Annotated in this window: 25 protein-coding genes; 14 read left to right on the forward strand and 11 right to left on the reverse strand. The window is 64.9% G+C overall.

All coding sequences use genetic code 11. The annotated features are described in order from the left end of the window. Positions 1-79: 79 nt before the first annotated feature. A complete protein-coding gene (locus tag AC1Q7F_RS13480; protein WP_492507597.1) occupies positions 80-874 on the forward strand; it encodes an IclR family transcriptional regulator in 795 nt (264 codons plus the stop codon). Positions 875-980: 106 nt separating this feature from the next. On the opposite strand, the gene lra1 is transcribed toward AC1Q7F_RS13480, so the two are convergent. Next, on the reverse strand, positions 981-1,745 hold the full coding sequence (lra1, locus tag AC1Q7F_RS13485) for an L-rhamnose 1-dehydrogenase Lra1 (protein ID WP_492507599.1): 765 nt from the start codon (positions 1,743-1,745) through the stop codon (positions 981-983). 197 nt (positions 1,746-1,942) lie between these two features. Between lra1 and rhmD the strand changes: the two genes are divergently transcribed. The 3 genes from rhmD to AC1Q7F_RS13500 are packed head-to-tail and all read left to right on the forward strand — an operon-like array spanning position 1,943 to position 4,776. After that, positions 1,943-3,130 (forward strand): L-rhamnonate dehydratase, encoded by a 1,188-nt coding sequence (gene rhmD, locus AC1Q7F_RS13490; protein WP_492507601.1) that lies wholly within the window; start codon positions 1,943-1,945, stop codon positions 3,128-3,130. 36 nt (positions 3,131-3,166) lie between these two features. Next, positions 3,167-4,030, forward strand: a complete 864-nt coding sequence (locus AC1Q7F_RS13495; RefSeq protein ID WP_492507603.1) for a 2,4-didehydro-3-deoxy-L-rhamnonate hydrolase — start codon at positions 3,167-3,169, stop codon at positions 4,028-4,030. Further along, entirely contained in the window at positions 4,027-4,776 is a 750-nt protein-coding gene (locus AC1Q7F_RS13500) for an SDR family NAD(P)-dependent oxidoreductase (RefSeq protein ID WP_492507605.1), read from the forward strand. The genes AC1Q7F_RS13495 and AC1Q7F_RS13500 overlap by 4 nt, the downstream gene beginning before the upstream one ends. Positions 4,777-4,828: 52 nt before the next feature. Here AC1Q7F_RS13500 and AC1Q7F_RS13505 read toward each other — a convergent pair whose 3' ends face one another. After that, a complete protein-coding gene (locus tag AC1Q7F_RS13505; protein WP_492507607.1) occupies positions 4,829-5,167 on the reverse strand; it encodes a hypothetical protein in 339 nt (112 codons plus the stop codon). Positions 5,168-5,422: 255 nt separating this feature from the next. Continuing rightward, entirely contained in the window at positions 5,423-7,786 is a 2,364-nt protein-coding gene (locus tag AC1Q7F_RS13510) for a Tex family protein (protein ID WP_492507609.1), read from the reverse strand. 290 nt (positions 7,787-8,076) lie between these two features. On the opposite strand from AC1Q7F_RS13510, the gene cueR reads away from it, so the two are divergent. From cueR to AC1Q7F_RS13550, 8 genes are all read left to right on the forward strand, one after another. Beyond that, on the forward strand, positions 8,077-8,463 hold the full coding sequence (gene cueR / locus AC1Q7F_RS13515; RefSeq protein WP_492507611.1) for a Cu(I)-responsive transcriptional regulator: 387 nt from the start codon (positions 8,077-8,079) through the stop codon (positions 8,461-8,463). Between the two features lie 199 nt (positions 8,464-8,662). Then, a complete protein-coding gene (locus AC1Q7F_RS13520; RefSeq protein ID WP_492507613.1) occupies positions 8,663-9,112 on the forward strand; it encodes a hypothetical protein in 450 nt (149 codons plus the stop codon). A 251-nt stretch (positions 9,113-9,363) separates the two neighbouring features. Beyond that, entirely contained in the window at positions 9,364-10,065 is a 702-nt protein-coding gene (locus AC1Q7F_RS13525; RefSeq protein WP_492507615.1) for a LuxR C-terminal-related transcriptional regulator, read from the forward strand. 580 nt (positions 10,066-10,645) lie between these two features. Beyond that, the gene (locus AC1Q7F_RS13530; RefSeq protein WP_492507617.1) at positions 10,646-11,317 is read left to right on the forward strand and encodes a response regulator transcription factor; all 672 of its coding nucleotides are present in this window, start codon (positions 10,646-10,648) and stop codon (positions 11,315-11,317) included. 317 nt (positions 11,318-11,634) lie between these two features. Next, a complete protein-coding gene (locus tag AC1Q7F_RS13535) occupies positions 11,635-12,303 on the forward strand; it encodes a tetratricopeptide repeat protein (protein ID WP_492507619.1) in 669 nt (222 codons plus the stop codon). A gap of 19 nt (positions 12,304-12,322) precedes the next feature. Beyond that, a complete protein-coding gene (locus tag AC1Q7F_RS13540) occupies positions 12,323-13,720 on the forward strand; it encodes a PQQ-like beta-propeller repeat protein (RefSeq protein WP_492507621.1) in 1,398 nt (465 codons plus the stop codon). 13 nt (positions 13,721-13,733) lie between these two features. Next, entirely contained in the window at positions 13,734-15,155 is a 1,422-nt protein-coding gene (der, locus tag AC1Q7F_RS13545) for a ribosome biogenesis GTPase Der (RefSeq protein WP_492507623.1), read from the forward strand. A 219-nt stretch (positions 15,156-15,374) separates the two neighbouring features. Further along, the gene (locus AC1Q7F_RS13550) at positions 15,375-16,580 is read left to right on the forward strand and encodes a hypothetical protein (protein ID WP_492507624.1); all 1,206 of its coding nucleotides are present in this window, start codon (positions 15,375-15,377) and stop codon (positions 16,578-16,580) included. Positions 16,581-16,598: 18 nt separating this feature from the next. On the opposite strand, the gene sciP is transcribed toward AC1Q7F_RS13550, so the two are convergent. The 6 genes from sciP to AC1Q7F_RS13580 all read right to left on the reverse strand — a co-directional run bounded on the left by sciP (position 16,599) and on the right by AC1Q7F_RS13580 (position 22,359). Beyond that, complete coding sequence (gene sciP, locus AC1Q7F_RS13555; protein ID WP_492507626.1) at positions 16,599-16,913, reverse strand: CtrA inhibitor SciP; 315 nt, start codon at positions 16,911-16,913, stop codon at positions 16,599-16,601. A 110-nt stretch (positions 16,914-17,023) separates the two neighbouring features. Continuing rightward, positions 17,024-17,692 carry a flagellar hook assembly protein FlgD gene (locus AC1Q7F_RS13560; RefSeq protein ID WP_492507628.1) on the reverse strand — a complete coding sequence of 223 codons (669 nt, stop codon included), beginning with the start codon at positions 17,690-17,692 and terminating at the stop codon, positions 17,024-17,026. A gap of 30 nt (positions 17,693-17,722) precedes the next feature. Further along, positions 17,723-20,185 (reverse strand): flagellar hook-length control protein FliK, encoded by a 2,463-nt coding sequence (locus tag AC1Q7F_RS13565; protein WP_492507630.1) that lies wholly within the window; start codon positions 20,183-20,185, stop codon positions 17,723-17,725. A 229-nt stretch (positions 20,186-20,414) separates the two neighbouring features. Next, on the reverse strand, positions 20,415-20,858 hold the full coding sequence (locus AC1Q7F_RS13570; RefSeq protein WP_492507632.1) for a hypothetical protein: 444 nt from the start codon (positions 20,856-20,858) through the stop codon (positions 20,415-20,417). Then, entirely contained in the window at positions 20,855-21,202 is a 348-nt protein-coding gene (locus AC1Q7F_RS13575) for a rod-binding protein (protein WP_492507634.1), read from the reverse strand. The genes AC1Q7F_RS13570 and AC1Q7F_RS13575 overlap by 4 nt, the downstream gene beginning before the upstream one ends. Continuing rightward, on the reverse strand, positions 21,202-22,359 hold the full coding sequence (locus AC1Q7F_RS13580; protein ID WP_492507636.1) for a flagellar basal body P-ring protein FlgI: 1,158 nt from the start codon (positions 22,357-22,359) through the stop codon (positions 21,202-21,204). The genes AC1Q7F_RS13575 and AC1Q7F_RS13580 overlap by 1 nt, the downstream gene beginning before the upstream one ends. Before the next feature lie 282 nt (positions 22,360-22,641). On the opposite strand from AC1Q7F_RS13580, the gene AC1Q7F_RS13585 reads away from it, so the two are divergent. Then, positions 22,642-23,061, forward strand: a complete 420-nt coding sequence (locus AC1Q7F_RS13585; protein WP_492507638.1) for a flagellar assembly protein FliX — start codon at positions 22,642-22,644, stop codon at positions 23,059-23,061. A 172-nt stretch (positions 23,062-23,233) separates the two neighbouring features. Continuing rightward, positions 23,234-23,662, forward strand: coding sequence for an RNA polymerase-binding protein DksA (gene dksA, locus AC1Q7F_RS13590; RefSeq protein WP_492507640.1), 429 nt, complete (start codon positions 23,234-23,236; stop codon positions 23,660-23,662). 61 nt (positions 23,663-23,723) lie between these two features. Here dksA and AC1Q7F_RS13595 read toward each other — a convergent pair whose 3' ends face one another. Next, positions 23,724-25,175 (reverse strand): mannitol dehydrogenase family protein, encoded by a 1,452-nt coding sequence (locus AC1Q7F_RS13595; protein WP_492507642.1) that lies wholly within the window; start codon positions 25,173-25,175, stop codon positions 23,724-23,726. Then, positions 25,175-26,707 (reverse strand): UxaA family hydrolase, encoded by a 1,533-nt coding sequence (locus AC1Q7F_RS13600; protein WP_492507643.1) that lies wholly within the window; start codon positions 26,705-26,707, stop codon positions 25,175-25,177. Before AC1Q7F_RS13600 ends, AC1Q7F_RS13595 begins: the two co-directional genes overlap by 1 nt. Between the last annotated feature and the right edge of the window lie 50 nt (positions 26,708-26,757).

Genomic DNA, 26,757 nt, shown 5'->3' on the forward strand with positions numbered 1-26,757 from the left:
CGTTGACATGTCCCGTACCTTGCCGTTTCGGCTTGATTATGGGATGTTGTTCCGCAAAATGAGAGAGTGACACGAGCAGATGAGCAGCCCTACCGCCGACCATGAAGACGAGGCCACGCCCAAGGCCACCCCCAGCGGCAGCCAGACGCTGCTGCGCGGGCTGGACGTGCTGGAGGCGGTTGCCGATGGGCCGATCAGTCTGGCCAAGCTGGCCCAGCGCCTGGACCTGACGCGCAGCACCACCCATCGGCTGGCCGCGGCCCTGGTGGAGCGTGATTTCCTGATCTTGACTCCGCGCGAGGGGTACCAGTTGGGCCCGAAGCTGCTGGAGCTGGGCTATCTGGCGCAGCGGCAGATGGACATTCCCCGTGTCGCCCGCCCGCATATCGAGGATCTGGCCGCCGCCACCGACGATACGGTGCATCTGGGTATCCTGGACGGGGACGAGGCGCTGTACCTGGACAAGATCCCCGGCCGCCGGCGGATCGAGATCGGGTCGCGGGTGGGCGAGCGCCATCCCATCGCGTCGACCGGTCTGGGCAAAGCCCTGATCCTGGACGAGGCGGAGGCGCGCTGGCGCAGCTTCCACGACAAGCGCTACGCCGAGAGCGACTGGCCCGTCTGGGTGCAACGCATGCGCAATTACGCCAATGGCGGCTATGCCTTCGACCTGGAGGAGAATGAGGACCGCATCCGCTGTGTCGCGGCACCCATCCGGGGTGCCAACGGCAAGATCATCGCCGCCATCAGCCTGTCCAGCGCCGCCCAGTATATGAGCGACGACCGCATGCAGGACCTCATCTCCACCGTCAAGGACACCGCCCGCGCCATCAGCCGGGGCATGGGCTGGAGCGGGGCCACGGGCCGGCGGTAGGGCAAGTTCTGCGCACACTCGCGGCAGCCTTCTCTACCGTCACCCCGGCTTTCGCCGGGGTGACGGTGGGATATAGCGATGCGGGGGAGATTTCCCCGCATCCCCCTTACTGCAAATTCACGAACGCGCCGCCATCGACCAGCAGGGCGGCTCCGGTGACATAGCGTGCCAGGTCAGAGGCCAGGAACACCACCGGCCCGCCCATATCCTCCGGCTGGCCCAGGCGGCCCAGCGGGATGCGGCCTTCCATATAGGTGCGCTTGGCGGTATCGGCCAGGTCATCCTTGTTGATGTCGGTCAGGATGGTGCCCGGCAGCAGCGAGTTGCAGCGGATGCCATAGGGGCCCAGCGCGATGGCGCAGCTCTGCATCAGCGAATGCACACCGGCTTTGGTGGGCGTGTAATGGGTCTGCATGCCGCCGCCGACGAGAGCGGAGATCGACGAGATGGCGATGATCGCACCGCCGCGGCCCTGATCCTTCATGCGGTTGGCCGCCGCCTGGGTCATGTAGTAGGCGCCGTTCAGGTTCACCTTGATGGTGCGGTCCACGACATCGACCGGCATGTCCAGGAAGGAATGGAACGGGCAGATGCCGGCGTTGGAGACGAACACGTCCACGCCGCCGAAGGCGTCCACGGCGGCCTTCACGAATTCCGGTGCGGCCGTATGGTCGGACACATCACCCTTCACGGCGATGGCCTTCTGTCCCAAAGCTTCGATCTGCGCCACCACGTCCTCGGCCGATGCAGGGGAGGAGGCGTAGTTGATGGCGACATTGGCGCCGTGACGGGCGCATTCAACGGCCACAGCCGCACCGATGCCGCGCGACGCGCCGGTGATCAGAACGGTCTTGCCCTCTAGCAAACGCATGGCTTTCCTCCAAATCTCATATTGCGGAATGGTGTCTCATAAACCAAAATGGATGGCAAGCCTGATCCAACCTGGGGACAAGGCCGCTGCTGTTGACAGTGCTTGTCCCATTTTATAAAACTGTGTCCCACAATTGAGAACATGGCGGGTGCCTCAGCGCCTCTGCGCCGTGCCCCTTCAGGGAGTGTGAAAACACCATGGCTTTCCCCGTTATCCGCGATGTCCGCGCCTATGTGGTGCGCGGCGGTGGTGCCGATTATCACGACCAGGGCGACGGCCACTGGATCGACGACCATATCGCCACGCCTATGTCCCGCTATCCCGAATACCGGCAAAGCCGGCAGAGCTTCGGCATCAACGTGCTGGGCACGCTGGTGGTGGAGATCGAGGCGGCGGACGGCACCATCGGCTTCGCGGTCACCACGGGCGGCGAGCCCGCCTGCTATCTGGTGGAAAAGCATTTCTCCCGCTTCCTGATCGGCCGCTCGCCGGTCGAGGTGGAGAAGATCTGGGACCAGATGTATTTCGGCTCCCAATATTACGGCCGCAAGGGCCTTGTGGTGAACGCCATCTCCGGCGTTGACCTGGCGCTGTGGGACCTGCTGGGCAAGCTGCGTCAGGAGCCTGTCTATCACCTGCTGGGCGGTGCTGTCCGCGACGAGCTGACCTTCTACGCCACCGGCGCGCGCCCGGATCTGGCCAAGCAGATGGGCTTCATCGGCGGCAAGATGCCCCTGCATCATGGCCCGGCCGAGGGCGAGGAAGGCCTGCGCAAGAATATCGAGGAACTGGCCACCATGCGCGAGCGGGTGGGCGACGATTTCTGGCTGATGTATGATTGCTGGATGTCGCTGGACCTGAACTACGCCACCAAGCTGGCCCACAAGGCGCATGAATATGGCCTGAAATGGATCGAAGAGGCGCTGTCGCCCGACGATTACTGGGGCTATGCCGAGCTGAAGAAGAAGGCCCCCACCGGCATGCTGGTGACGACGGGCGAGCATGAGGCCACCCGCTGGGGCTTCCGCATGCTGATGGAGATGGATTGCTGCGACATCATCCAGCCGGACGTGGGCTGGTGCGGCGGCGTGACCGAGCTTACCAAGATCGCCAACATGGCCGACAGCCGTGGCATCATGGTCATCCCGCACGGGTCGTCCGTGTACTCGTACCATTTCGTCATCACCCGGCATAACAGCCCGTTTGCCGAATTCCTGATGATGGCGCCCAAGGCCGACAAGGTCGTGCCGATGTTCCATCCCCAACTGCTGGGTGAGCCGGTGCCCGTCAATGGCAAGCTGAAACTGTCCGACAAGCCGGGCTTCGGCGTGGAGCTGAACCGCGAGGTCGCCCTGCACCGTCCTTATGTCGGTGCGGGTAAGTAATCTCCCAATCATTTCCGATCACGAAAGCCACAAATCATGAAGCTGCTGCGCTATGGCCCCAAGGGCCAGGAAAAGCCGGGCCTGATGGATGCCACGGGCACCATCCGCGACCTGTCCGCCCATATCAGTGACATCACCCCGGACGTGCTGGGTCCGGCCGGTCTGGCCAGGATCGCCGCCATCGATCCGGCCAGCCTGCCGGCGGTCGAGGGTTCGCCCCGCTACGGCGTGCCGATCAACGGCGTGCGCAAGTTCATCGCCGTCGGCCTGAACTTCGCCGACCATGCGGCGGAGTCCAACCTGCCGATCCCGGCGGAACCGGTGCTGTTCACCAAGGCCGTCTCTTGCCTGACCGGCCCCAACGACCCGGTGATGATCCCCAAGGGTTCGGTGAAGACCGACTGGGAAGTGGAGCTGGGCATCGTCATCGGTAGCCGCGCCCGCTATGTGTCGGAAGAGAACGCGCTGGACCATGTCGCAGGCTATGTCCTGATCAACGACGTGTCGGAGCGTGAGTTCCAGACGGAACGCGGCGGCACCTGGGACAAGGGCAAGGGCTGCGACACGTTCGGCCCGGTCGGCCCCTGGGTCGTGACCTCCGACGAGGTTGGCGATGCCCAGGCCCTGGATATGTGGCTGGAGGTCAATGGCCACCGCTACCAGAACGGCAATAGCAAGACGATGATCTTCACCTGCCGTCAGCTGGTCGCCTATATCAGCCAGTTCATCACCCTGGAGCCGGGCGACCTGATCACCACCGGCACCCCGCCGGGCGTGGGCCTGGGCCAGAAGCCGGAGCCCAAGTACCTGAAGGCCGGCGATACCATCCGTCTGGGCATCGAGAAGCTGGGCGTGCAGCAGCAGAACGTCATCGCCTGGACCCAGGAAGGTGTTGCATGACCGTCTATGCAGATCGCTTCAAGGGCCAGGTCGCCGTGATCACCGGTGGCGCGTCGGGCGTGGGCCGCGAGGTTGCGGCCCGCCTGACGCAGGAAGGCGCCAAGGTCGTCCTCTGGGACATGAACGAAGCCGCCCTGGCCGAGGCCAAGGCCGACACCGGTGCTGTGGATGCCATCGCGCTGGACGTGACGGATGCTGACGCGGTGACCGCGGCAGCGGCGTCCGTTGCGGAAAAGTTCGGCCGCATCGATGTGCTGGTGGCCAGTGCCGGCATCACGGGTGCGACCGTCCCCGTGCATGAATTCCCGCTGGACAGCTGGCGCCGGGTCATCGACATCAACCTGAACGGCCTGTTCTATTGCTGCCGTGCGGTCGTCCCGCACATGCTGAAGAATGATTACGGCCGCATTGTCAATGTCTCCTCGGTGGCCGGCAAGGAAGGTAACCCCAATGCGTCGGCCTATTCGGCGTCAAAGGCCGGCGTGATCGGCCTGACCAAGTCGCTGGGCAAGGAACTGGCCAAGACCGGCATCCGCGTCAACGCCCTGACGCCGGCCACCTTCAAGAGCCCGATCCTGGAGCAGCTGCCGCAGAGCCAGGTCGACTACATGCTGTCCAAGATCCCCGCCGGGCGCCTGGGCGAGGTGCATGAGGTTGCGGCCATGATCAGCTGGATGGCCAGCGCCGAATGCAGCTTCACCACCGCATCGACCTTCGACATTTCCGGTGGCCGTACGACGTACTGAGTTTTCAGTGGGTTGAGATTGGGAAGGGCCGGTCCGGTGGGGCCGGCCTTTTTCATTGCGCGGTGCCCAGCGGGCTTTGGTCCATCGTCACGATCCGGCGGCCCAGGTCGAGAATACGGATGCCGCCGGGAACGCGGCAAGATGCGGAGAGATAGCGGATGACGCGTCCGCCGCTGATCGGCCGGTCCCAGGCGAAGATGGGGCAGGGGCCGTCGGGGCCGGGATGGGTCTGGCCCGTCTCATAATTCTCGTAATTGCCGAACTGGCTGCCGGAACCGCCGCCGATGCTGACGGGTGGGACAGGCGGAGTTGCCGGTAGCGGCGGATTGCTGGCGCAGGCAGACAGAAGCAGCGCACCGGTGATCGGTGCGAGACGACGCCGTAATCCCAAGATGTCCCCCGTTCTCCCTAACGTCCCTATGGTTGGACGGGGGAAATTGACCGAGGAATTGGGGCTTTTTGTGGGTGATTCCACCGTAGAGGGAAGCAACTGACAATCCCTCCCCCGTCATCCCGGCGAAAGCCGGGACCCAGGGGCAGCGAGCCCGACCTGTCGGCCAGCGTTGATCGACGCGGCTTAACCGTCGCTCTTGTGGCCCCTGGGTCCCGGCTTTCGCCGGGATGACGGTAATGGGCGGGATGCCCCCTACCGCTTGCCCTTCGCCTTGGCCGCCGCGAAGGCTGCCGCAAACGCGTTGTCCTCCGCCGCCGGGGCTGGCTTCTTGGGCGGCGGGTTATTTTGCTGCGGCGGGCGCTGCCCCTGCTGCTGCCGGTTCGGTGGCGGGCCGCGGCGGTCGTCGCGACGGTCACTACCCGGTGCCGCCGGCCGGGCGGGGGCGGGGCGTTCGTCCAGTTTCATGGTCAGGGCCACGCGCTTGCGCTTCAAATCCACTTCCATGACCTTGACCTTGACGATGTCGCCGGCCTTCACTACCGCATGCGGGTCCTTCACGAAGCTATGGGACAGCTGGCTGATATGCACCAGGCCGTCCTGATGCACGCCGACATCGACGAAGGCGCCGAAGGCGGTGACGTTGGTCACTACGCCTTCCAGCACCATGCCGAGCTGCAAATCCTTCAGCTCCTCCACCCCTTCCTTGAAGGCGGCGGTCTTGAATTCCGGGCGGGGGTCGCGGCCGGGCTTTTCCAGTTCCTTCAGGATGTCGGTAACGGTGGGGATGCCGAACTTCTCATCGGTGAAATCGGCGGGGTCGAGTGATTGCAGGAAGGCCACGTCGCCGATCAGCTTGGCCAAGGGACGCCCGGTCTTCTTCAGGATGCGTTCGACGACCGGATAGGCTTCCGGGTGGACCGAGGAGCCATCCAGCGGGTTCTCCCCATCACGGATGCGCAGGAAGCCCGCCGCCTGCTCAAACGCCTTAGGCCCCAGGCGCGGCACGTCCAGCAATTGCCGGCGCGAGCGGAAGGCGCCCTTTTCATCGCGAAAGGCGATGACATTCTTGGCCACGGTTTCAGACAGGCCGGAGACGCGGGCCAGCAGGGGGACGGAGGCGGTGTTCAGGTCCACGCCGACGCCGTTCACGCAATCCTCGACCACCGCATCCAGGGCGCGCGACAGCTTGGCGGGGCTGACATCATGCTGGTACTGGCCGACGCCGATGGATTTCGGATCGATCTTCACCAGTTCGGCCAGCGGGTCCTGCAAACGCCGGGCGATGGAGATGGCCCCGCGCAGGGTCACGTCCAGCTTGGGGAACTCCAGGGCGGCGACTTCCGAGGCGGAATAGACCGATGCGCCGGCCTCCGACACCATCACCTTGGTGAGGCGCTGATCGCCCAGCAGCGCGATCAGGTCGGCGGCCAGCTTGTCGGTCTCCCGGCTGGCGGTGCCATTGCCGATGGCGATCAGGTCGACGTCATGGCGCTTGACCAAGGCCGCCAGCGTGGCCAGCGATCCCTGCCAATCCTTGCGCGGTTCATGCGGATAGATGACGCCGGTATCCAGCAGCTTGCCGGTGGCATCGACCACCGCCACCTTCACGCCGGTGCGGATGCCAGGGTCCAGGCCCAGGGTGGCGCGCTGGCCGGCGGGCGGGGCCAGCAGCAGATCCTTCAGGTTGCGGCCGAAGACATGGATGGCCTCATCCTCCGCCTTCTCGCGCAGGACATTCATCAGGTCCAGTTCGATATGCAGGGCGATCTTGGTCTTCCAGGCCCAGCGGCAGCATTCGGCCAGCCAGCGGTCGGTCGGTCGGCCCCTTTCCTGGATGTGGAAGGCAGCGGCGATCAGCCCTTCGGCCGGATGCGGGCTGCCCGGCGGCGGCTCGTCCCCCACGGCCAGCTTCAGATCCAGCACCCCGGCCGCACGGCCGCGAAACAGGGCCAGGGCGCGGTGCGACGGCATCTTGCCCAGCGGCTCGCTGAAATCGAAATAGTCGCTGAACTTCGCCCCTTCTTCCGCCTTGCCATCGACAAGACCCGACACGACACGCCCCTGGGATTGGGCGAAGTCGCGCAGGCGGCCGACCAGGGTGGCATCCTCGCCCATCCGTTCCACCAGGATCGACCGCGCGCCCTCCAACGCGGCCTTCATATCGGCCACGCCCTTGTCGGCAGAGACGAAGCCGGCAGCCTCGGTTTCCGGTGACAGGGTGGGGGTGGAGAGCAGGCGGTCGGCCAGCGGCTCCAGCCCCGCCTCACGCGCGATCATCGCCTTGGTGCGGCGCTTGGGGCGGTAGGGGAGGTAGAGATCTTCCAGCCGCGTCTTGGTGTCGGCTTGCATGATCTGCTTTTGCAGTTCGGGCGTCATCTTGCCCTGTTCGGTGATGCTGGCGACGATGGTGGCCCGCCGCTCCTCCATCTCCCGCAGGTAGCGCAGCCGTTCTTCCAGATTGCGCAGCTGGGTATCGTCCAGGCCGCCCGTCACCTCCTTGCGGTAGCGGGCGATGAAGGGGACCGTGGAACCCTCATCCAGCAGGCCCACCGCCGCCTCCACCTGGGCGGGGCGGACGGAGAGTTCGCTTGCGATCTTCTGGGCGATGGACAGCATGGAAGGCGACCTTGGATGCGGGATCTGGGGTGGCGGTGATAGCGCATCGGACAGGGTGGGGGAAGATGGGGCGGGGACCTATCCATAAGCGCAGTGCAGATGCGCAACAAAGAGGCAGGCGATTAACCAATCCATAACTCCTTCGCCTCTATAACTGCCTTCAGCAACATCTTCTGTTGTTTCCCTCCCAGAAGTTCCCACCTGAACAACCCCGTCACCCCTGGTGACGGGGTTCTTTTTTGCCTGAGTCAGCCCCATCTTCGGTGCGTGACCAGCAATGGGGGGTGGGCGTGAATATCGGTGAGGCGGCGGCGGCCACGGGCGTGTCGGCCAAGATGATCCGGCATTATGAAAGCATCGGCCTGATCCAGCCCGCCCTGCGGACGGCGGCCGGGTACCGCGTCTATCAGGACGCGGACATCCATACCCTGCGGTTCATCCGGCATGCCCGCGACCTGGGCTTCTCGCTGGATGACCTGGACGCGCTGCTGCTTCTATGGGCCGACCGGGGCCGGTCATCGTGCGAGGTGAAGAAGCTGGCCCTGGCCCATATCGCTGCGCTGGACCGCAAGATCGTTGAATTGCAGGCCATGCGCGCCACCCTGACCGATCTGGCCGACCGTTGCCACGGCGACGAGCGCCCGCATTGTCCGATTCTGGAGGGGTTGGCCGGCTGAGGCAGCCTGGGACGATCTATCGGCCGGCAATATCGGCCCGATTGCCGCCGTTTAAGACTTTTTTAAGGGGTCGGAAGAAAATGGCTTGACCCAGGGCGCGATTTGAAAGAAATAGTCTTCCACCGGGCAGGAACGCTTCACTTGTTTCAACAAGGGTCGCTTCCGCGCTTACCGAGCGGCCAAAAAGAAAGGCCGCTACATGAGCGGCCTGAGTTTAGGGAGGAAACGCCCGATAAGGGCAAGCAGCACAACGTGCTGCGATGCACAATATGGCGCGGACGGCTTGCCAAGGCAAGCACAAAACAGCCCTCATAGCGGGGCTGTTGCCGTTTCCGGTGCCACCGGTGGACAGTGTGCGGCCACCCTTGAAAAGCCCAAGCGGTCTGCGCCATCGCGACGTCCCGCAGATAAACCCTTCCAAATGAATATGAATTATCATTCATCCACAGGATGGCCGCTGTCGATCCGTGTTGCGGCGCAACATCAGTCATGCGCGGATGTTCATGGCGACCTGCAATGTCCGCATGACTACGTTGTCTTGGTGCCCTTCGTCCCTGGACTGAAGGCGCTAATGACATTAGCCGAAATTAAATACATATTCGATCTAATCCAGAACATGAATTGGGTAAACGGCGGGGACATGTCCTGATCCACATGCCCATGAATATGGCTATTGCTTAAAGCCTATGCGGCGATGTCACGGCCCAATTCTGTCCATTTCATGGCTTGTTTACTGGCATAGGCCGAAAGTATTCACAAAATACTGCGTTAGAGGGGTGTTGAACGCCAACGGAGAGGGATAAAGTCTATATGGACTGAAGATGCCGGTGCTTCTCGCCTTCCATCGCTATCCGCAAGGATTGGGGGGCGCCATCCACCGGCCGGGTAGGAGCGAACGCCATGAGCATACGGACCGTGATTTTGATCGACGCGAACAAGCTGTTTCGGGAAGGGCTGAGCCGCCTGCTGCTCGACGTGCCGTTCCAGGTAACGGCCGAGTATGCCAGCGTGGATGAAGCGATGGCCGACAGCTCGGTACCGGCCGAACTGCTTCTGGTCGACCCGGGCGAGGATATGGGGGCGCTGGCGCGTGTCAGCCAGTTGCGCCAGCAGCGGCCGGATGCCCCCATCGTTATCCTGACGGGCGGACTGGATGCGCGGCGTCTGACCCAGGCGCTGGAGGCCGGGGTCTCCGGCTATCTGATGAAAGACATGTCGGCCGATGCGCTGGCTCAGTCTCTGCGCCTGGTGATGATGGGGGAGAAGGTGTTTCCCACCCATCTGGCCGAACTGCTGGTCACCGGTCAGGTACAGCCCCAGCACGCCACGGAGATAACGGCCCTGCGCAAGGGTCTGTCCCAACGCGAGACACAAATCCTTCGCTGCCTGATCGACGGCGACAGCAACAAGATCATCGCAGGCTCTCTGGGCATCACAGAGGCCACCGTGAAGGTCCACCTGAAAAGCCTGTTGCGTAAAATCAATGCCGTGAACCGGACCCAGGCCGCCATCTGGGCCATGAATAATGGCCTCGGCCATAATGAAGGTGCTTCGGCCGCGAACAGCGACACCCCCGAAGCGGCCGGCGCCGCTTCGGCTTGAACCGGAACCGCCTGACTGCGGCATGAGCGCTGCCCTGGGCCCGCCAGGGCGGCGTTCTTCTTATGTGCATATGACAAGCGCAATCGAACCGCGATTGCATATAGAAGTATGTTTATGGCACAAAAACCTTTAACCATACCCGCTCTTATGCGGTGGGCACGGGGGTGCTCCATCGCTATCCGGAGGGATAGCGCGTTACATCGGTATTACATTTTTAGAAATTTGATATAAGTTGAGTATCGTACGTGGGCACTTAGGGAAATGTTAATAACTTCCTAATTTTTGACGGGAAGTTGTTGTAGCGCGACGGATCGGGTGGAAGCTCGATTTAAGTGCTTGATCAGTAAGTATCGGCGCCGTCTTTTCGGCACAGGCTCGCCACACCATATTGGTAGTGGTATGGATTATGTCCTGGAAGCCTGCCGCTGCTTGAGGGTCGACAGGGATTTCCCGCCTTCATGCAATTTTTCGCAGCGGTTGCTGCATAAAATTGTAGGAAGCAGAGAATTCATGTACGGTAGGGAAATTCTGCACCCAAACACCCATGACAGGTTGCGGGAAAGCGTAGAGGCCGTGGAAAATGCGTCTGATACTGATCGATCATGAAGCCGCTTTTGTAACCCGTGTGCGGCAGCTGGTGCGCCGCGCCGGGCTGGACGATCCGGTTGATGAGGTTGCCGATCTGGCCGATCTGGCACGGCTGGCCGAACGCTACCCCCAGGAGATGCTGGTCGGCATGGTGTCCACCACCATGGCAGTACGCGGTGCCATCAAGGAATTCGTGCAGCGCTGCCCGTCGGTGCCGTTGATCGCCGTGGGTGGCAATGATCCCGACCGGATGCGTGCGGCCCTGGGAGAGGGTGCCCGCGCCTATGTCCGCCGCGGCGACGTGGGGGAGGAGTTGCCCAGCGCGCTGGAGGTCGTACGCGATGGCGGCGTCTTCGTGCCGCCCGTGGTGGCCATGCGGCCTGGCGGGGAACCGCTGATGACGGTGGCCGGCCCCGTGCCGGCCGGCTTCTTCCGCGAGGATGCGGGCAAGCAGCTGACCCCGCGCCAGCGAGAGATCCTCGCCATGATCCGCAATGGCCGGAACAACCAGGAAATCGCCGACATGTTGGACCTGACGGTCGGCACGGTAAAGATCCATATCACCGCGATCTTCAAGGCGCTGGGCGTGCGCAACCGCACCCAGGCCATGGTGGCGGCCGACTGGCTGGATCTGCCCGCGGTGGAAGTGGTGACGACGGCGTGATGGTCTTCCCCATGTCGGGCGCCAGCGGCGTGAGTCGGAAACGCACGCTGTTGGCATGACCGTTCCAGCATATCGGTTTCCAGGGTGTATGGGGGGCGGCTTCGTGCCGCCCCCAGCTTTTTGCCCCGCAATTGCCAGAAAGCAGCGTATTGTGTCGTGGCGACCACCGCTTGTTCCGCCCCTGCCGGGCGTGCAAGGGGGGGAACAGCGGGGGCAGCCGCCTTGCCGGAACGGGGCCGTCCGCCTTGACCCGGAACGGGGGGTCTGCTATCGCCGCCCTTTATTCATTCGGTTCGGCGAACAGCCGAGGGTGATGCATGTCCGATATCTTTCGTGAAGTTGACGAGGATCTGCGCCGCGACCAGATCATGACGTTCTGGAAGCGGTATGGCGGCCTGGTCATCGCGGCCGCTGTCCTGGTGGTGGCGGCCACGGCCGGCAATGTCGGCTGGAAGCATTGGCGCACCACCCGCATGGAGGAGCGCACGGCCGTCCTGTCCGACGCGCTGGCCAAGCTGCGCCCCGCCGACGAGAACACGCAGCCCGACACCAGGGCCGCTGCCGACGCGCTGGCCGCCGCTTCCGCCAAGCTGGGCGAGGGGCATGCCGACCTTGCCCGCTTGTACGAGGCGGGGCTGCGCGCCCGCGACGGGCAGCGTGACGAAGGCGTGAAACTGTATGATCAGGTGGCCGGTAATGGCGCCGCCGATCCGATGTTGCGTGACCTGGCCACCCTGCTGTCGGTGCAGCTGCAGCTGGATACGGGCGATGCCGCGGCGCTGCGCGGCCGGCTGGACCCGTTGCTGAAGCCGGGCAGTGCCTGGAAGGCATCGGCGACCGAGGCGTCGGGCCTGTTGGCCGCGCGCGCCGGTGACAATGCCGGTGCTGCCGCCTTGTTCAAGGAACTGTCAGACGACACCACCGCCCCGCAGGGCCTGCGTGCCCGCGCCACCGAATTGGCCGCGCTCTACGCGGCGACGAAATAAGTCCGGGATCAAGGATAAGATGGTCGACACCACCCGTTTCGCCGCCGCTGCAATCCGCCGCCCCGGCACCACCCCCTCCCGGACCCGTTACCGCATGGCTGCGCAGATCGCAGCGCCGCTGCTGGCCTGCCTGCTGCTGTCGGGCTGCGGCATCACCGACTGGTTCGACAGCGAGGATGATGGCCCCAAGCTGGGCGGCAACCGCATCTCCGTCCTTCAGCTTCAGCAGCAGCTGGAAGTGGACCCGCAGGTGACGGCGTCCGAGGTGACACTGCCCGAAGCGGTCGTCAACCCCAACTGGTCCCAGGCCGGCAGCAACCCGGCCCATTATCCGGGCCATGTCGCGCTGGGCAGCAGCCTGCGCAAGGTCTGGAGCACGTCGATCTCCGGTTCCGACAGCAGCGTGCGCCTGCTGGCCGGCCCCGTCATCTCCGGTGGCCGGCTGTTCGTGCTGGATACCGAGTATGACCTGCATGCCTTCGACGCCCAGTCCGGCAAGCGCATCTGGACGCAGAACATCCTGCGCGAGAAGCAGGATGGCGAGGCGTTCGGCGGCGGTGTGGCTGTGCATGACAACCGCATCTACACCACCAATGGCTTCGGCGAAGCCGTGGCGCTGGATTACGACAATGGCAGCGTCATCTGGCGCCGCCGCATCGCCGGCCCGATTCGCTCCGCCCCCACCGTGTTGGACGGCCGCGTCTTCGTTTCCACGGTCGATAACCAGATGATCACCCTGTCGGCGGAAAACGGCGCGCTGCAATGGTATCACACGGGCTTCCTGGAGCCTGCGGCCCTGCTGGGCGGTTCCGCCCCCGCCGTGGAAGGCGACACGGCCATCGTTCCCTATTCGTCGGGCGAGCTGTTCGCGCTGCGCGTGGAGAATGGAAGGCAATCCTGGCAGGACAGCCTGGCGTCGGTGCGTCGTGGCGAGAACCTGACGGGCCTGGCCGACATTCGCGGCCTGCCGGTCATTGCCGACGGCATCGCCTATGCCATCAGCCATTCCGGCCGCATGGCGGCGGTGGATATCCGCTCCGGCCAGCGCGTTTGGGAGCAGGATATCGGCGGTATCACCACGCCGGCCGTCATCGGCGACTGGATTTTCGTCACCACCAATGACGGCCAGGTCGTGGCGCTGACCAAAAAGGACGGCCGCGTCCGCTGGATCTCCCAGCTTCAGCAGTGGGAGGATGAGGAGGACAAGGAGGACCCGGTCCTGTGGACGGGCCCGCTGGTGGCCGGTGGCCGCCTGCTCCTGACCAACAACCAGGGCGAACTGGTGGAAATGTCGGTTGCCGACGGCAAGGTGCTGAAGACCACCGACCTGTCCGGCCCCACCCTGCAGGCCCCTGTCGTGGCCGGCGAAACGCTTTACCTTTTGACGGAAGATGGCGACCTGGTCGCCTATCGGTAATACGGAGTTTTAAGTGATCAAGGCCACGCACCGACTGACGGTCGCCATTATCGGGCGGCCGAATGTCGGCAAGTCCACCCTGTTCAACCGGCTGGTCGGCAAGAAGATCGCCCTGGTTGACGACCAGCCCGGCGTGACGCGCGACTGGCGCGCCGCCGACGGGCGCGTCGGCGGGCTGGAATTCACCGTGGTCGATACGGCCGGCCTGGAGGATGTGTTCGACGACAGTCTGGAGTCGCGGATGCGCCGCCAGACGGAGCGGGCGGTGGAACGGGCCGACGTGGCCCTGTTCCTGATCGATGCCCGCGCCGGCGTCACGGCCATGGACAAGCATTTCGCGACATGGCTGCGCAAGGCCGGCAAGCCCACCATCCTGGTCGCCAACAAGTGTGAGGGGGCGGCCAGCCGCCCCGGCCTGATCGAGGCGTTCGAACTGGGCCTGGGCGAGCCGGTCCCCTTGTCGGCCGAGCATGGCGAGGGCATGGCCGACCTGGTGGAGGCGCTTGAACCTTTCATGCCCAAGGACGACGAGCCCGAGGAGGAGGAGGCGTTCGACGAGGAAGCCGCCGAGGCCAGCGTGCGTGAGGTTGCGGCCGACGGCGAGGAGTTCGTCGAGGAGGAAGAGCCCAAGGCGCTGCAGCTGGCCATTGTCGGCCGGCCAAACGTGGGCAAGTCCACCCTGCTGAACGCCCTGGTGCGCGAAGAACGCGTGCTGACCGGCCCGGAGGCGGGGATGACGCGCGACGCCATCGCCGTGGAATGGGAATGGAAGGGCCGTCCCATCCGTCTGGTCGATACCGCCGGCCTGCGCAAGCGGGCGCGGGTGGAGGCCAAGCTGGAGAAGATGGCGAACCAGGACACGCTGCGCGTCATCCGCATGGCGCATGTCGTGGTGCTGGTGCTGGATGCCGACGGTATCCTGGACAAGCAGGACCTGACCATCGCCCGGCTGGTGGTGGAGGAGGGCCGCGCCCTGGTCATCGCGCTGAACAAGTGGGATGCGGTCCAGGACAAGAATGCCGCGCTCCGCCGCATGGCCGACCGGTTGCAGACCTCCTTGCCGCAGGTCAAGGGCATTCCCACCGTCGCCATTTCCGCCCTGAAGAACCAGAGGCTGGTCGATCTGCTCGACGCGGTGGTCACCACCTATGGCGTCTGGAACCGCCGCATCCCGACATCGGCGCTGAACCGCTGGCTGGCGAGCATGACGGAGAGCCATCCGCCGCCCCTGGTCGATGGCCGCCGCCTGAAGATCCGCTACATGACCCAGGTGAAGAGCCGGCCGCCGACCTTCGCCCTGTTCGTCAGCAAGCCCGTGGACCTGCCGGACCATTATTCCCGCTATCTGGTCAACGGCATGCGCGAACATCTGGACCTGCCCGGCGTGCCCATCCGCCTGCTGCTGCGCAAAGGCAGCACGAATCCCTACGATTGAGTTTTTGCTGTTCAGGCGCCGGGTGCCCGCATCCGCGGGCTTGGCGCACGCCGCATGGGCGGCGGGCCGGCGGTCATGAGAATGACCGTCGGGCAGTCTCTGCAAATAGAGAAAAGCGCGTCCGGTCATGCATGACCGTTTTCCTTCCACGCCTACAGGATAGTTGCCAAATCACCCCTATCCATTAGACTAAGACTAATCGGATAGGGTTGGAGCGGTATGATTTTCGGTGTCAGCTTCTGGAACAAGAAGAAGACTTTCGAAGTCTTCCTGAAAAAGGAAGACCGCTGGCAGCTGCATGTCTTGTGCGATGAGGAAAAGGACGCCATCAACGAGGCGCAGCTGCTGTTGCGTCTGGGCAAGTCCCAGGCCGTGAAAGTGGTGCGCCACCGCATGCTGTCCAGTTCCGCCACGTCGGAGATGGTGGTCTATGAGGCCACGGCCAATCCGCCCAAGGAAAAGCCTATCGTCATTTCCACCCCGGTTGGCGAGCTGGCGGTCTGCAAGGTGGTGGATGATCTGTTCACCGCCGACGGGCGCCGCACCATCGGGCAGGTGATGCGCGACTATCTTCAGCGCGCCAATATCTGCACCACCGAACTGCTGCACAGTTTCAGCCATATCCGCAAATTGCAGGATGCGCAGGGACTGGTGAATGCCGGGCTGCACCGCGTCGGCTCCGCCCAGGCGGCGGCCATGGGTGTGTCCGTGAAGGAACGGATGCAGTTGCTGGATACACTGGTCGCCCAGGCCCAGCAGAAGGCGCGTGCCTTTGCCGCCGAACGCGGTAGCTTCCCGGAATTCAAGGGCAAGGATCTGGGAGTCCTGTCCAACGCCGTCGGGCAGAAGGTGGGGCTGGAGCATCATGACTATGTGCTGAATGCCCTGATCTGCATCTGGCTGTTCGAATGCCGGTCGCTGTTGTCCAAAGTGGACGCGCTGACCCGGCTGGCCCAGGATAATGTGGAGAACGGGCTGGTGCGGCAGGTGGATGCAATCCTTTCCGACACCATGATCTTCGCCGAAGTGGTGCAGGAATTGTTTGCGCCGCAGCCCAATCTGGGGACTGCCCTGCGCCAGATGGGCGCCGTGGTCCTGTGCCGCAAGGGCATCGCCGACCAGGTGGCCAACCCGACCTTGAAGATCATTGCCGGCATGATCCAGCAGGGCCATTTGCCCCAGACCCAGGCGGCGCTGGCCGACCGGCTGCTACGCGAGATCAATACCGACCGTCCGCTGGACCAGCGGGCACCGGATCGGGAAGGCGCCTTGCTGGACGAGCTGGTGCTCTCCCTGACGGGGGAGGACGGCACCATCCTGGGTGGGGAGCGCACACGCCAGTCGGTAGACCGCCGTCGCCTGCGCCAACGTCAGGAAATCCTGCGTGCCCAGGGCCTGCACAGCGTCGCGGACAATCTGCGCTGAAATACCTGTAATTCCGGCCTATTCCTCGCGGCGGCGATAGTCCTGCAGGCGGGTGACGCGCAGGGCCTGGACGCCATGACGATCGATCATTTCCTGCCAGGATGCGAATTCCTCGGCCGACAGGCCGTAGCGGGCGCAGGCTTCCTCAACGGACAACAGACCGGCGCGCACGCCGGCCACAACTTCCGCCTTGCGCCGCATGACCCAGCGACGGGTATCGGCTGGGGGAAGATCGTCCAGCGTCAGACGGCCGCTGCCATCGGCGATACCCTGGGTATCGGCTTCCGATTCCGCGCGAAGGCGAGAGGTTGCGGCTTGGTTGAGCTGTTTCATGATGGGTGTCGCCTTCAATCCAGTACACCCTGGTATCGATAGCGCCCGCCCCTTAACAAACGGTGAACCGGGGAGCAAATCCTGGCAATCAAATTCGGTAATCGCCAGGATCAATCCTTGATCGACAGGACATTGGTCATGGTGATCGGCAGGGTTCCGAGCATCAGGTAAGGTTCCGTGGCCGTCAGATCAATGCCTGTGACACGTCCGAAGCTCATCACCTGGGCCTCCACGGCCTTGCCGTCGGCTCCGGTTATTTTAGCCACACCCTTGTAGGTACCGTCCTCCACCGGCTCACCGCTGCTGTCCAGCCCGTCCCAATCGACATCCTGGGTGCCGGCGAACTTGGACAGTTCGATGGTGCGGATCAGTTCGCCGGTTTTGGCGTCGCTGATCTCGAACACGGCACTGGAGGCCGGCGTGTCGGTGGACACGGTCAGGTGGGCCTTGCCATCCTGGAGCGCGATGCCGTTCGACTGGATCTCCACGGTCTTGCCCATATAACCCAGCGCCTGGTTGGGCTGGCCGTTATTGATGGCACTGATGACGTTGTCCAGCTTGTCGTTGGTTTTGATCGACTGTTCGACTTGCGAATATTGCACCAGCTGCTTGGTGAATTCTGCGGTGTCGGTCGGCTGCAACGGGTCCTGATTCTGAAGCTGCGAGGTCAGCAGCGTCAGGAAAGTCTCGTAATTGTCCGACAGATCCCCCAGCGCCGATTTCTGCGTCGTGGAGGAGTTGCTGGTACCGGTCGAATTGGAGACGCCGGAAATGGACATGGCTCAATCCTTCCCCATCAGGGTCGTGGGTCAGACCCGGACATCCACCCGCCCCAGTTCCATGATCTGGGCCTGGGCGATAATTGCCGGGTCTTCCTGCTCGACATCATCAGAAGCAATCCCTGTGCCATGTCCCTGCTGCTCCCGCTGCTCCTGGCGTTCGCGGGCCTGGTCGCCGCTATCCTGAAGCGAGAAGGACAGGCTGTTCTGGTCGGTCTGCAGGCCGGCATCCTGAAGTGCTTTTTCCAGGTGCTTGGAGTCCTTCTGGAGCATCTCCAGGGTCTGCGGGTTCTCCACCATCACCTTGGCCCGCAGCTTGCCTTCCGCCCCGATTTCCAACTGTACGTCGATACGGCCCAGTTCCTGGGGATTAAGGCGGATGGACAGACGGTCATTGCCGTCCTGGACGGCGCGCTGGACATGGAAGGCCATCTGCTGCGTGGGCGGCATATAGGCGCCCGGACGGTGCGGGGCGGTGGTCTGGCGCAGCGATTGCGTGAAATCCGTGCCCTGCGCCTTGCCCGGCTCGCCCGTTTGGGCGCTGCCGGTCACACCATCCACGGTATCGGCCGGGGTGCCGGTATCGGGATTGCTGGCGGCATTCTCGTCACCGGCGGTCTTGCTCTCGCTGCCCTTGCCGGCGGCGGTGACGGCGCGGGCCAACAGGTTATCCTCCCGCTCGCCATTGACGGTGGGGGGGGCCGTATCACGGATACCGGTCTGGTTCTGCCCGGCAGATTGTGCCTGCCCGGCAATCCCGTCCTGCATCTCCGTCTGGGCCTCCGCACCCACATGGCGGGGGGCCAGCATGCGATTGTTGGTCGCCTCCTCTTCCTGCACCGGGGCGTCGGCCAGGTCAGCCTCCGCCTCAGGCGCGGGCTGACCGGCGGCGGCCTGGACATGGGCCGGCGACGCCGCTGCCGGACGTACAGGGGCGGCAGCCGGACGGGCAGGACCGGTGGTCGGGGCGGCCGTTGCCACCTGGAATGCCGTCTGGGTTGCCGGTTCGTCCGTTGCCATGTCAGGCATTTCGACCGGGGCGTCCGCCACCGGTTCGGCCGGCAATGCCGCCAGTTCCACCGGATTGGCCTTCGCAGCCTCCAGTCTGGGCGCTGGCGCCGCGACAGGCTGGGCTTGCGGTTGGGGAGCGGCATTGGTCGTCGATGCCGCCGCCGGCGTCGGCGCGACTGGGGTGGCAGAGACAGCCTCATCGGCATCCACCGCCATCTCCGCCGCCGCCTTCGCTTCCGTCTGTGCCGTCACTTCCGCCGTCATGACGAGGGTCGCCGGGGCAGGGGTGTCTGTCACGGGCGTTGCCGGAAGGGGTTGGGCAATCGGGGCGGCGGCGGGCCGTGCCGCCGACTGCGCGACCGGTGTGACCACCGGTGCGGTGTTCTCAGCCGGCTTGGCGGCTTCCGCCAGCTTCGCAACCATGGCGGCCGGGATCGGCGTCTCATCCGTCTGGGCCGTGGCCGCCAGCTCGGCCGGCAGAGCGATGGCGGCCACGCGCTGACCGACGACCGGCTTGGCGGCCGGGATGGCAACATTGGTTGCGGTGGCAATGGGGGGGACCGCTGCGGCGGCCGGCGTGTCGGCGGACGGCACCACGGGCGCGGCCACCAGCGGTTCAGCTGCTTCAACCGTTGCCGCAGCCTCTGCGGTCGTTGCCACAGGGACCGGCCCCGGGGCCACCGGGGCCGTGGGCGCAGCCGCCATGAACGGTGCCTTGGGCGCAACCGGGGCCGTTGCCAGACGGGGAATGATCGGGGCCGCCGCCGGGGCGGTCGTCTCCTCCGATGCCGGTACGCTGGGCAGGGCTTGCAGGCCGGTACCCGCCACGGTCAGCGTCATACCCAGCGAGCCGGGCGTCTGCTGCACAGTGTCGCGCGGAATGACACTGGGGGTGATCACAACCGACAGCGCGGCATTGAGAATGGGCAGGGGCTGGGCGGGCGCCTCACCCTCCGCCAACAGCAGGGTCTCAGCCTCCGCCTCGTCCTCGCCGACCGATTTCACGGCCAGATCCAGGGAGATTTCCCCCTCCATCGGCACGCCTTCGGCCGTGATGGCGGTCGACAGGTCGTTCAGAAAGGCCACGACCTCCTGGTTCAGTTCCTGCCCTGCCAGCGCGCTGCCGGCCAGGAGGTTGAGGCCCGACTGGGCCCAGCGCCCTTCCAGGGCCTTGCCGCCCTGCAGGCCGGTGCCGGCCATTGCCGTTGTCAGGTTCAACCCCTGGAACAGACCTGTCGTCCCCTGCGGCAGGGACGGGTTTGCAGCACCGTCGGTCGCGACAGGCATCAGCCCGTCGGTCGCCGTGGCACCCTCCGGCGCCATTCCGCCCGTCAGAGCCAGGAAATTGCCCAGCAGCTGGTTGAAACTGTCCAGACCCTCCCCCGCTTCACCCGGTGCGGTGGCACCGCCCATGGCACCAAAGGAGAGGGCAGCCGTGGAGGCCGCTGTAGCTGGTGCCGTGAAGAGGGTCGAGACGTCCATGGCTTTGGTTCCTGCGCTTATCCGGTTGGGACCATGCACCTATCGTGCCAGCATGATTTGGCAGGTTCCAGCAGGGTCCAGGTCCTGGAGGACCCTGCCGGGCGGCAGAAGCTGCCGGCCCATGGGCAAGGCTTGCCGGGCGATGGCCGCAGGCAAGGGGGAGGCGTTGCGGCGAACCCGATGGGTGCCGCGGACATAAGACAAAAATCCTATATACCTGAACTGTCCCTCAGAACGACTTGTTGTAAGCCATCGAGGGGGCACCCTTGCGGGTATAGGCGGCCGGCGAGACCGTGCCACCGCGTCGCGTATACATGCCATCATCGGCGCGGGCCTTGTTGATGGCCCCGACCAGCGTGTTGATGGTGGATTGGGTCACCTGGGTGGCCGCGCGTACCAGGCGGGCATGTTCCAGGGTGGCATTGATGAAATCGTCCGACGCCTGCTTCAGCCGCGCCTTTGACGCGTCATCCATGCGTTGCAGCGTTTCGGTGTCCGCCTTCACGGAGCGCACGCAATCCTCATAGGTGCGGACCAGCAGGGGCTTCTTGTCGGCGATGGCGTTCAGGGCCGGGATGTTGCGTCGGCGGATGGCATCGTTCTCCAACTGGAACAGATCCGTCAGCCGCTGCATGGCCTCGATCAGCGCGTCCGCGCGGGTGTTTGCGGTCATTTCGGTCCTTTCTTGCCTTGTTCTTCTTCCTGCATGCGCAGCATGGCGGCCTTGACCTCGTCGGCCAGGCCGACACCGCCGGACTTGGCGATCTGCTTGCCATATTCCTCGATCATCATGCCGCGCCAGGTGTTCTCTGCCTCGCCGCCGCCGAAGGTTTCGTCCGCCGCCACGCCCTGCCACATCTGGCCCAGCATCTGGGAGAGGAACACCGCCTCGAACTCCTGCGCAGCCTTGCCGACATCCTTCATGCTGGGCGACTTGGCCTTGGCGTTGGTCTGTTGGGCCTGGGACAGGGCCTGCGGGTCGAAGCCGGGGGTGGAGAGTTTCATGCCGTCGGACATCACATCACCTCGATCTCGGCCTGGAGCGCGCCAGCCGCTTTGATGGATTGCAGGATCGAGATCATATCACGCGGCCCCACACCAAGCGCGTTCAGGTTCTGCACCAGTTCCTGGAGAGAGACACCGGCCGGCATCACGGCCAGCTTCTTGTCCGCACCATCATCGACCTGGATGTCGGTGCGCGGCACGACCGTGGTCTGGCCACCCTGGCTGAAGGGGGCGGGCTGCGACACCTGCGGCGTCTCGGTGATCTTGATGGTCAGGTTACCCTGGGCGATGGCCACCGTGGAAATGCGCACATTCTCGCCCATGACGATGACGCCCGACGCCTCGTCGATGACGACGCGGGCCACCTGGTCGGGCTGCACGCGCAACTGTTCCACCTCGCCCAGGAAGGCGACAAGGTCGGCGCGGCGCTGGGGCGGGACATTGATCATCACGCTGGTCGGGTCGGCGGCCTTGGCCGTCTGCTGACCCACGAACTGGTTGATGGCGTTGGCCACGCGCACGGCGGTGGTGAAATCCGGGTTGCGCAGCGACAGGCGCAGATAGGGCAGGTCGGAGAGGGCGAAATCGATCTCCCGCTCCACGATGGCGCCGCCGGCGATACGGCCGCTGGTCGGCACGCCGCGGGTGATGGAGGCGCCGGCCCCCTGGGCGGAGAAGCCGGAAATGGCCACCGCCCCCTGGGCCACGGCATAGACCTCGCCATCGGCACCCAGCAGCGGGGTCACCAGCAGGGTCCCGCCCTGAAGGTTCTTGGCGTCCGCCATGGCGGCGACGCTGATATCGATGCGCGCCCCTTGCGAGGTGAAGGGGGGAAGGGTGGCGGTGACCATGACGGCCGCGACATTCTTGGTGCGGATCGTGTCGCCGCGGACATTGACGCCCAACCGCTCCAGCATGCCGATCAGGCTCTGTTCGGTGAAGGGCGAGTTGTTGATCGTGTCGCCCGTGCCGTTCAGGCCGACCACCAGGCCGTACCCGATCAGCATGTTGTCGCGCACACCCTCCACATCAGCGATATCCTTGATTCGGCTCTGCGCATGCGCCATGTCGGGCGCCATCAGCGTCAGCGCCGTCACGATCGCGGCCAGCAGCTGGCCGATCCGGGTCTTGGCCGAGATTACTTGGGTGGAGATCACGGGCGTCGCCATGGCGGTCGTTCCGATTCTGTCGCTTGCCTTCGGTCCAGGGCTTTGTTTGCCCCTTTGTCGGCGGGACAGATGCCAGAACCATGCCAGTCCAGGCATTGCGCGCCTTCCAGGCCGGCCGGTCAAGCTTTGCCGGGTGCCTTGCGCCGGGCATCCGCCAGCCGGGGCAAAAAATGCCCTACCGGACCGGTCGCCGTGGGTGATACCTGTAGTTAAATCCGCGCGGCCGGCCTATATATTTGGTGTCGGAGCCGCCACCCAATAGCGAAAGCAGCCATCCGCGCCATGAAGATCGAGGGTCCTTCCTCCGCCCGTCCCGGCCAGGTGAAGAAAGCCACGCGCAGCGGCGGCGGCGAATTCTCACGCCATATCCAGGGCGGGGACGAGGATGAGGGCGTTACCCGGTCGTCAGGTCCACAATCGGCGGCCGGCATCAACCCGCTATTCGCGCTGCAAGAGGTGGACGACCCCACTTCCGGCAAGAAGCGCCGGGCCCGCGCGCGGGGCGAGGATATCCTGGACCGGCTGGACGAGCTGCGGCTGGGCCTGTTGACCGGCTCCATCCCGCTGGAAAAGCTGCATGAGCTGACCCGGGTTCTGCAGAACCAACGGGACAGCATCGATGATCCCCGCTTGCAGGAGATCCTGGACGAGATCGACCTGCGCGCGCAGGTGGAGATCGCCAAGCTGACGCCGCAGGGCTGAGGCCCCGCCGACGGACTGCATACGACTGAAGGCCAAGCGCTTTCAGCTTCCCAGGAAATTGTTTCAATTCAGCACATTAGAAGTTTTGCGCCGATGTTGCTCGGCTGTTGCGGGGCGCGCTCTGTCTCCCTATACTCCGCGCCGTTTCCAGGCCCAGGATCGGACCAGTCAGATGTCGTCATCGTTGCCTCTGCTTCCCCCCGATTACCGCCCGTCGGAAGACGAGGAATATATGAACCCGCTGATGCGGGCCTTCTTCCGGCACAAGCTGCTGCAATGGCGCGCGGAGCTGCTGCGCGAAAGCAGCGAGACGCTGAACAGCCTGCACGAGGATGGCGGGCTCCAGGAACCCGACATCGCCGACCGCGCCACGCTGGAGACGGATCGGGCCCTGGAGCTGCGTACCCGCGACCGGGAGCGCAAGCTGATCTCCAAGATCGATGCCGCCCTGCAGCGCATCCATGAGGGCGAGTACGGCTATTGCGAGGAGACGGGTGAGCCGATCGGCGTCCGCCGCCTGGAGGCCCGCCCCATTGCCACCCTGAGCCTGGAGGCCCAGGAACGCCACGAACGCATGGAACGCACCCACCGCGACGATTGAGGCGCGGTTCGGTCGCGAATGTGACGAAGGCCGGCGGGGTGATCCGCCGGCCTTTTTTCCGTCAAATCCCTTTCAACGCCGCCTGAACCCCGCCGTCCAGCAGCGTATAGGCCCGTTCCAGGGCCGCGCGGAAGACGGGGTTGCCGGTCAGGGCCGGCGGGAACACCTGTTCCAGGGCGAAGAAGCAGGAGACGTCGCGATGCGCGTCGCCTGTGGCCGTGCGGCCGATGGTCAGCAGCGCATCGGCCAGCGGGTCGGTCAGCTTGGTGCCGTCGCTGGCCTTCCTGCGCACGAAATGCATCCAGGCGGCCACGGGCAGGGCCAGATTGTCCACCGGCGCCCCGGCCGCCAGCCGTTCGGCGATGGTGCCGAACAGGCGGAAGGGCAGCTTGGCCGACCCGTCCCAGGCGATCTGCGACAGAAGATGGCGAATGCCGGGATTGGCGAAGCGGGCCAGGATGGCGTCGATATAGGCGGGATAATCGATGCCGGCATCTTGGTTCAGCGTGGGGCGGATATCGTCCAGCATCAACCGGCGCACGAAGCCGGCCAGATCGGTATCACCCATGGCGTCGGCCACCGATTCGTAACCGGCCAGGATGCCCAGATAGGCCAGGGTGGAATGCGGGCCGTTCAGCAGGCGCAGCTTGGCCCGGTCATAGGCGCTGACATCCGTGGTCAGGGTCACGCCGATGGACGCGAAGTCGGGGCGGATATTGCTGAACTTGTCCTCGATCACCCATTGCGTGAACCGCTCGCGCTGGATGGGCCAAGCATCCTGCACGCCGGTATCATGCGTCACGCGGGCGCGCAGGGCGTCGTCGGTGGCCGGCGTGATGCTGTCCACCATGGTGCGGGGGAAGGCGACATGCGCGCGAATCCAGGCGGCCAGGGCCGCATCCTGCCTTTCCGCCAGATCGGCGACGGCGCGGCCCAGCTTGTGGCCATTATCCACCAGATTGTCGCAGGAGATGACGGTGAAGGGGGTGGTGCCGGCGGCATGGCGGCGGCGCAGCCCTTCCACCAGATGACCGATCAGGCTGACCGGGTTCAGGGGTTCGGCCAAGTCATGGGCGATGTCGGGATGGTCGAAATCCAGGCTGCCATCGCCCTTCAGGCAATAGCCCTTCTCCGTCACCGTCATGGTGACGATGACCGTATCCGGGTTGGCCAGACGGTCCAGCAGGGCGGGGCGGTCGGCCGGGCCGGCCAGCGTCTCCTTGATCGCCCCGATCACGCGGTACCGCGTCTCCCGCTCCAGCTCCGCCAGGATGTAGAGATTATCCTGGGGGCGCAGCGCGTCGCGCACATCGGTGCTGCGCAAGGCGGCGGCGCAGATGGCCCAGTTGCCGCCCTGGGCCAAAGCCTCATCGAAGAAGAAGGCCTGGTGGGCGCGGAAGAAGGCGCCGGGGCCGAAATGGACGACGCCGATGCCGGCCGCGTCGCGGTCATAGGCGGGGCGGGCCACGTCGGCGCTGAGCAGGCCCAGATTGGCGGTGGAAAGCGACGGCATCAGAGGGTCACTCCATTCTTCCAGATGGCAATTTCGCGCTGACCATTCTTTTCGGCGCGTGTTTCCTGGCCCGATGCGGTGTCCAGGATCAGGGACCAGAGGGCATCCGCAGCCCCGTCCAGGCCGGCATGGGTCAGCGCCAGGCCGGCGTCGAAATCGATCCAGTTCGGCTTCTGCCGGGCCAGCACAGAGTTGGACGCGATCTTCAAGGTCGGGGCCGGGAAGCCCAGCGGCGTGCCCCGGCCCGTGGTGAACAGGATTACCGTCGCCCCCGCCGCCGTCAGGGCGGTGCTGGACACCCCGTCATTGCCCGGCGCTTCCAGCAGGGTCAGGCCCTTCTTGCGGCGCAGCTTGCCATAGGCGATGACATCGCAGAGCGGGGCGCGGCCGCCCTTCTGCACAGCCCCCAGCGACTTTTCCTCCAGCGTCGTGATACCGCCCGCGATATTGCCCGGCGACGGGTTCTCATAGACCGGCTGCTTGTGATCCAGGAAATATTGCTTGAAGCCATTGACCACATCGACGACGCCGTCGAACACCTGTTCGTCAACAGCCCGGCGCATCAGAAGTTCCTCCGCCCCGAAAATCTCCGGAATCTCGGTCAGGATGGCGCTGCCGCCGGCCACCGTCACCCGGTCGGCCATGCGGCCCACCAGGGGATTGGCGGTCAGGCCGCTGAACCCGTCCGACCCGCCGCATTTCAGGCCGATCACCAGGTCCGACGCAGGGCAGGGCTCGCGCTTGTCCTGGGCGGCGATCTCCACCAGTTCGGCCACGGCATTGATGCCGTCCTCCACCTCGTCGCTGGACGCCTGGGCCGTGAAGGCGCGCAGGCGGGAGCGGTCGATGCCGGGCGCATCGCGCAACAGCTTGTCCAGTTGGTTGCTCTCGCACCCCAGGCCCAGCAGCAGCACGCCGCCGGCATTGGGATGCTGTGCCAGGGCGGCGATGATCGACTTTGTATAGTTCAGATCGTCGCCCAGTTGCGAACAGCCGAACGGATGCGGCAGGGCCAGCACCCCGTCCACCTTGCCGGCGAAACGCTGGCCCGCCAGGGTGGCAATACGCTCCGCCGTGCGGCTGACACAGCCGACGGTACACAGGATCCAGATCTCGTTGCGCGTGCCCACGCGGCCATCGGCGCGGCGATAGCCCATGAAGGTCCGTTCGGACCGGGGCTGCGCTGCCCAGGCGGCATCGGTATCCGCCGGCTCGTACCGGTAGCTCAACGTGCCCGACAGGCCGGTGGCCAGATTATGGCTGTGGACATGGGCGCCAGCTTCAATGCCAGCGGTGGCAACGCCAATGGGCCAGCCATATTTGCGCACGGGCTCGCCCGCCTGGATGGCATGCAGGGCGAACTTGTGGCCGCGCGGAATGTCGGACAGCAGGGTGACGACCTGTCCCGCCAGTTCGATCCGTGTGCCCTGGTCCAACGCCTTCACGGCCACGGCGACATCGTCGGCCGGGTCGACAATATGGGCCGGGGGCAGTTCGTCCGGGGACAGGGCGGGAGGTTGCGCACAACTCATCTTGGCGTCATCCTTGGCATTCAGGGGCAGCGGACGCGCGTCAGGAGACC

The sequence above is a fragment of the Niveispirillum sp. GW835-FHT14G11 genome (genome assembly GCF_058793615.1).

Coding starts and splice junctions, on each gene's coding strand:
- AC1Q7F_RS13480 (WP_492507597.1), top strand. CDS start 80: ATGAGCAGCCCTACCGCCGACCATGAAGACGAGGCCACGCCCAAGGCC.
- lra1 (WP_492507599.1), bottom strand. CDS start 1,745: ATGCGTTTGCTAGAGGGCAAGACCGTTCTGATCACCGGCGCGTCGCGC.
- rhmD (WP_492507601.1), top strand. CDS start 1,943: ATGGCTTTCCCCGTTATCCGCGATGTCCGCGCCTATGTGGTGCGCGGC.
- AC1Q7F_RS13495 (WP_492507603.1), top strand. CDS start 3,167: ATGAAGCTGCTGCGCTATGGCCCCAAGGGCCAGGAAAAGCCGGGCCTG.
- AC1Q7F_RS13500 (WP_492507605.1), top strand. CDS start 4,027: ATGACCGTCTATGCAGATCGCTTCAAGGGCCAGGTCGCCGTGATCACC.
- AC1Q7F_RS13510 (WP_492507609.1), bottom strand. CDS start 7,786: ATGCTGTCCATCGCCCAGAAGATCGCAAGCGAACTCTCCGTCCGCCCC.
- AC1Q7F_RS13520 (WP_492507613.1), top strand. CDS start 8,663: ATGAGCGGCCTGAGTTTAGGGAGGAAACGCCCGATAAGGGCAAGCAGC.
- AC1Q7F_RS13525 (WP_492507615.1), top strand. CDS start 9,364: ATGAGCATACGGACCGTGATTTTGATCGACGCGAACAAGCTGTTTCGG.
- AC1Q7F_RS13530 (WP_492507617.1), top strand. CDS start 10,646: ATGCGTCTGATACTGATCGATCATGAAGCCGCTTTTGTAACCCGTGTG.
- AC1Q7F_RS13535 (WP_492507619.1), top strand. CDS start 11,635: ATGTCCGATATCTTTCGTGAAGTTGACGAGGATCTGCGCCGCGACCAG.
- AC1Q7F_RS13540 (WP_492507621.1), top strand. CDS start 12,323: ATGGTCGACACCACCCGTTTCGCCGCCGCTGCAATCCGCCGCCCCGGC.
- AC1Q7F_RS13550 (WP_492507624.1), top strand. CDS start 15,375: ATGATTTTCGGTGTCAGCTTCTGGAACAAGAAGAAGACTTTCGAAGTC.
- sciP (WP_492507626.1), bottom strand. CDS start 16,913: ATGAAACAGCTCAACCAAGCCGCAACCTCTCGCCTTCGCGCGGAATCG.
- AC1Q7F_RS13560 (WP_492507628.1), bottom strand. CDS start 17,692: ATGTCCATTTCCGGCGTCTCCAATTCGACCGGTACCAGCAACTCCTCC.
- AC1Q7F_RS13565 (WP_492507630.1), bottom strand. CDS start 20,185: ATGGACGTCTCGACCCTCTTCACGGCACCAGCTACAGCGGCCTCCACG.
- AC1Q7F_RS13570 (WP_492507632.1), bottom strand. CDS start 20,858: ATGACCGCAAACACCCGCGCGGACGCGCTGATCGAGGCCATGCAGCGG.
- AC1Q7F_RS13575 (WP_492507634.1), bottom strand. CDS start 21,202: ATGTCCGACGGCATGAAACTCTCCACCCCCGGCTTCGACCCGCAGGCC.
- AC1Q7F_RS13580 (WP_492507636.1), bottom strand. CDS start 22,359: ATGGCGACGCCCGTGATCTCCACCCAAGTAATCTCGGCCAAGACCCGG.
- AC1Q7F_RS13585 (WP_492507638.1), top strand. CDS start 22,642: ATGAAGATCGAGGGTCCTTCCTCCGCCCGTCCCGGCCAGGTGAAGAAA.
- dksA (WP_492507640.1), top strand. CDS start 23,234: ATGTCGTCATCGTTGCCTCTGCTTCCCCCCGATTACCGCCCGTCGGAA.
- AC1Q7F_RS13595 (WP_492507642.1), bottom strand. CDS start 25,175: ATGCCGTCGCTTTCCACCGCCAATCTGGGCCTGCTCAGCGCCGACGTG.
- AC1Q7F_RS13600 (WP_492507643.1), bottom strand. CDS start 26,707: ATGAGTTGTGCGCAACCTCCCGCCCTGTCCCCGGACGAACTGCCCCCG.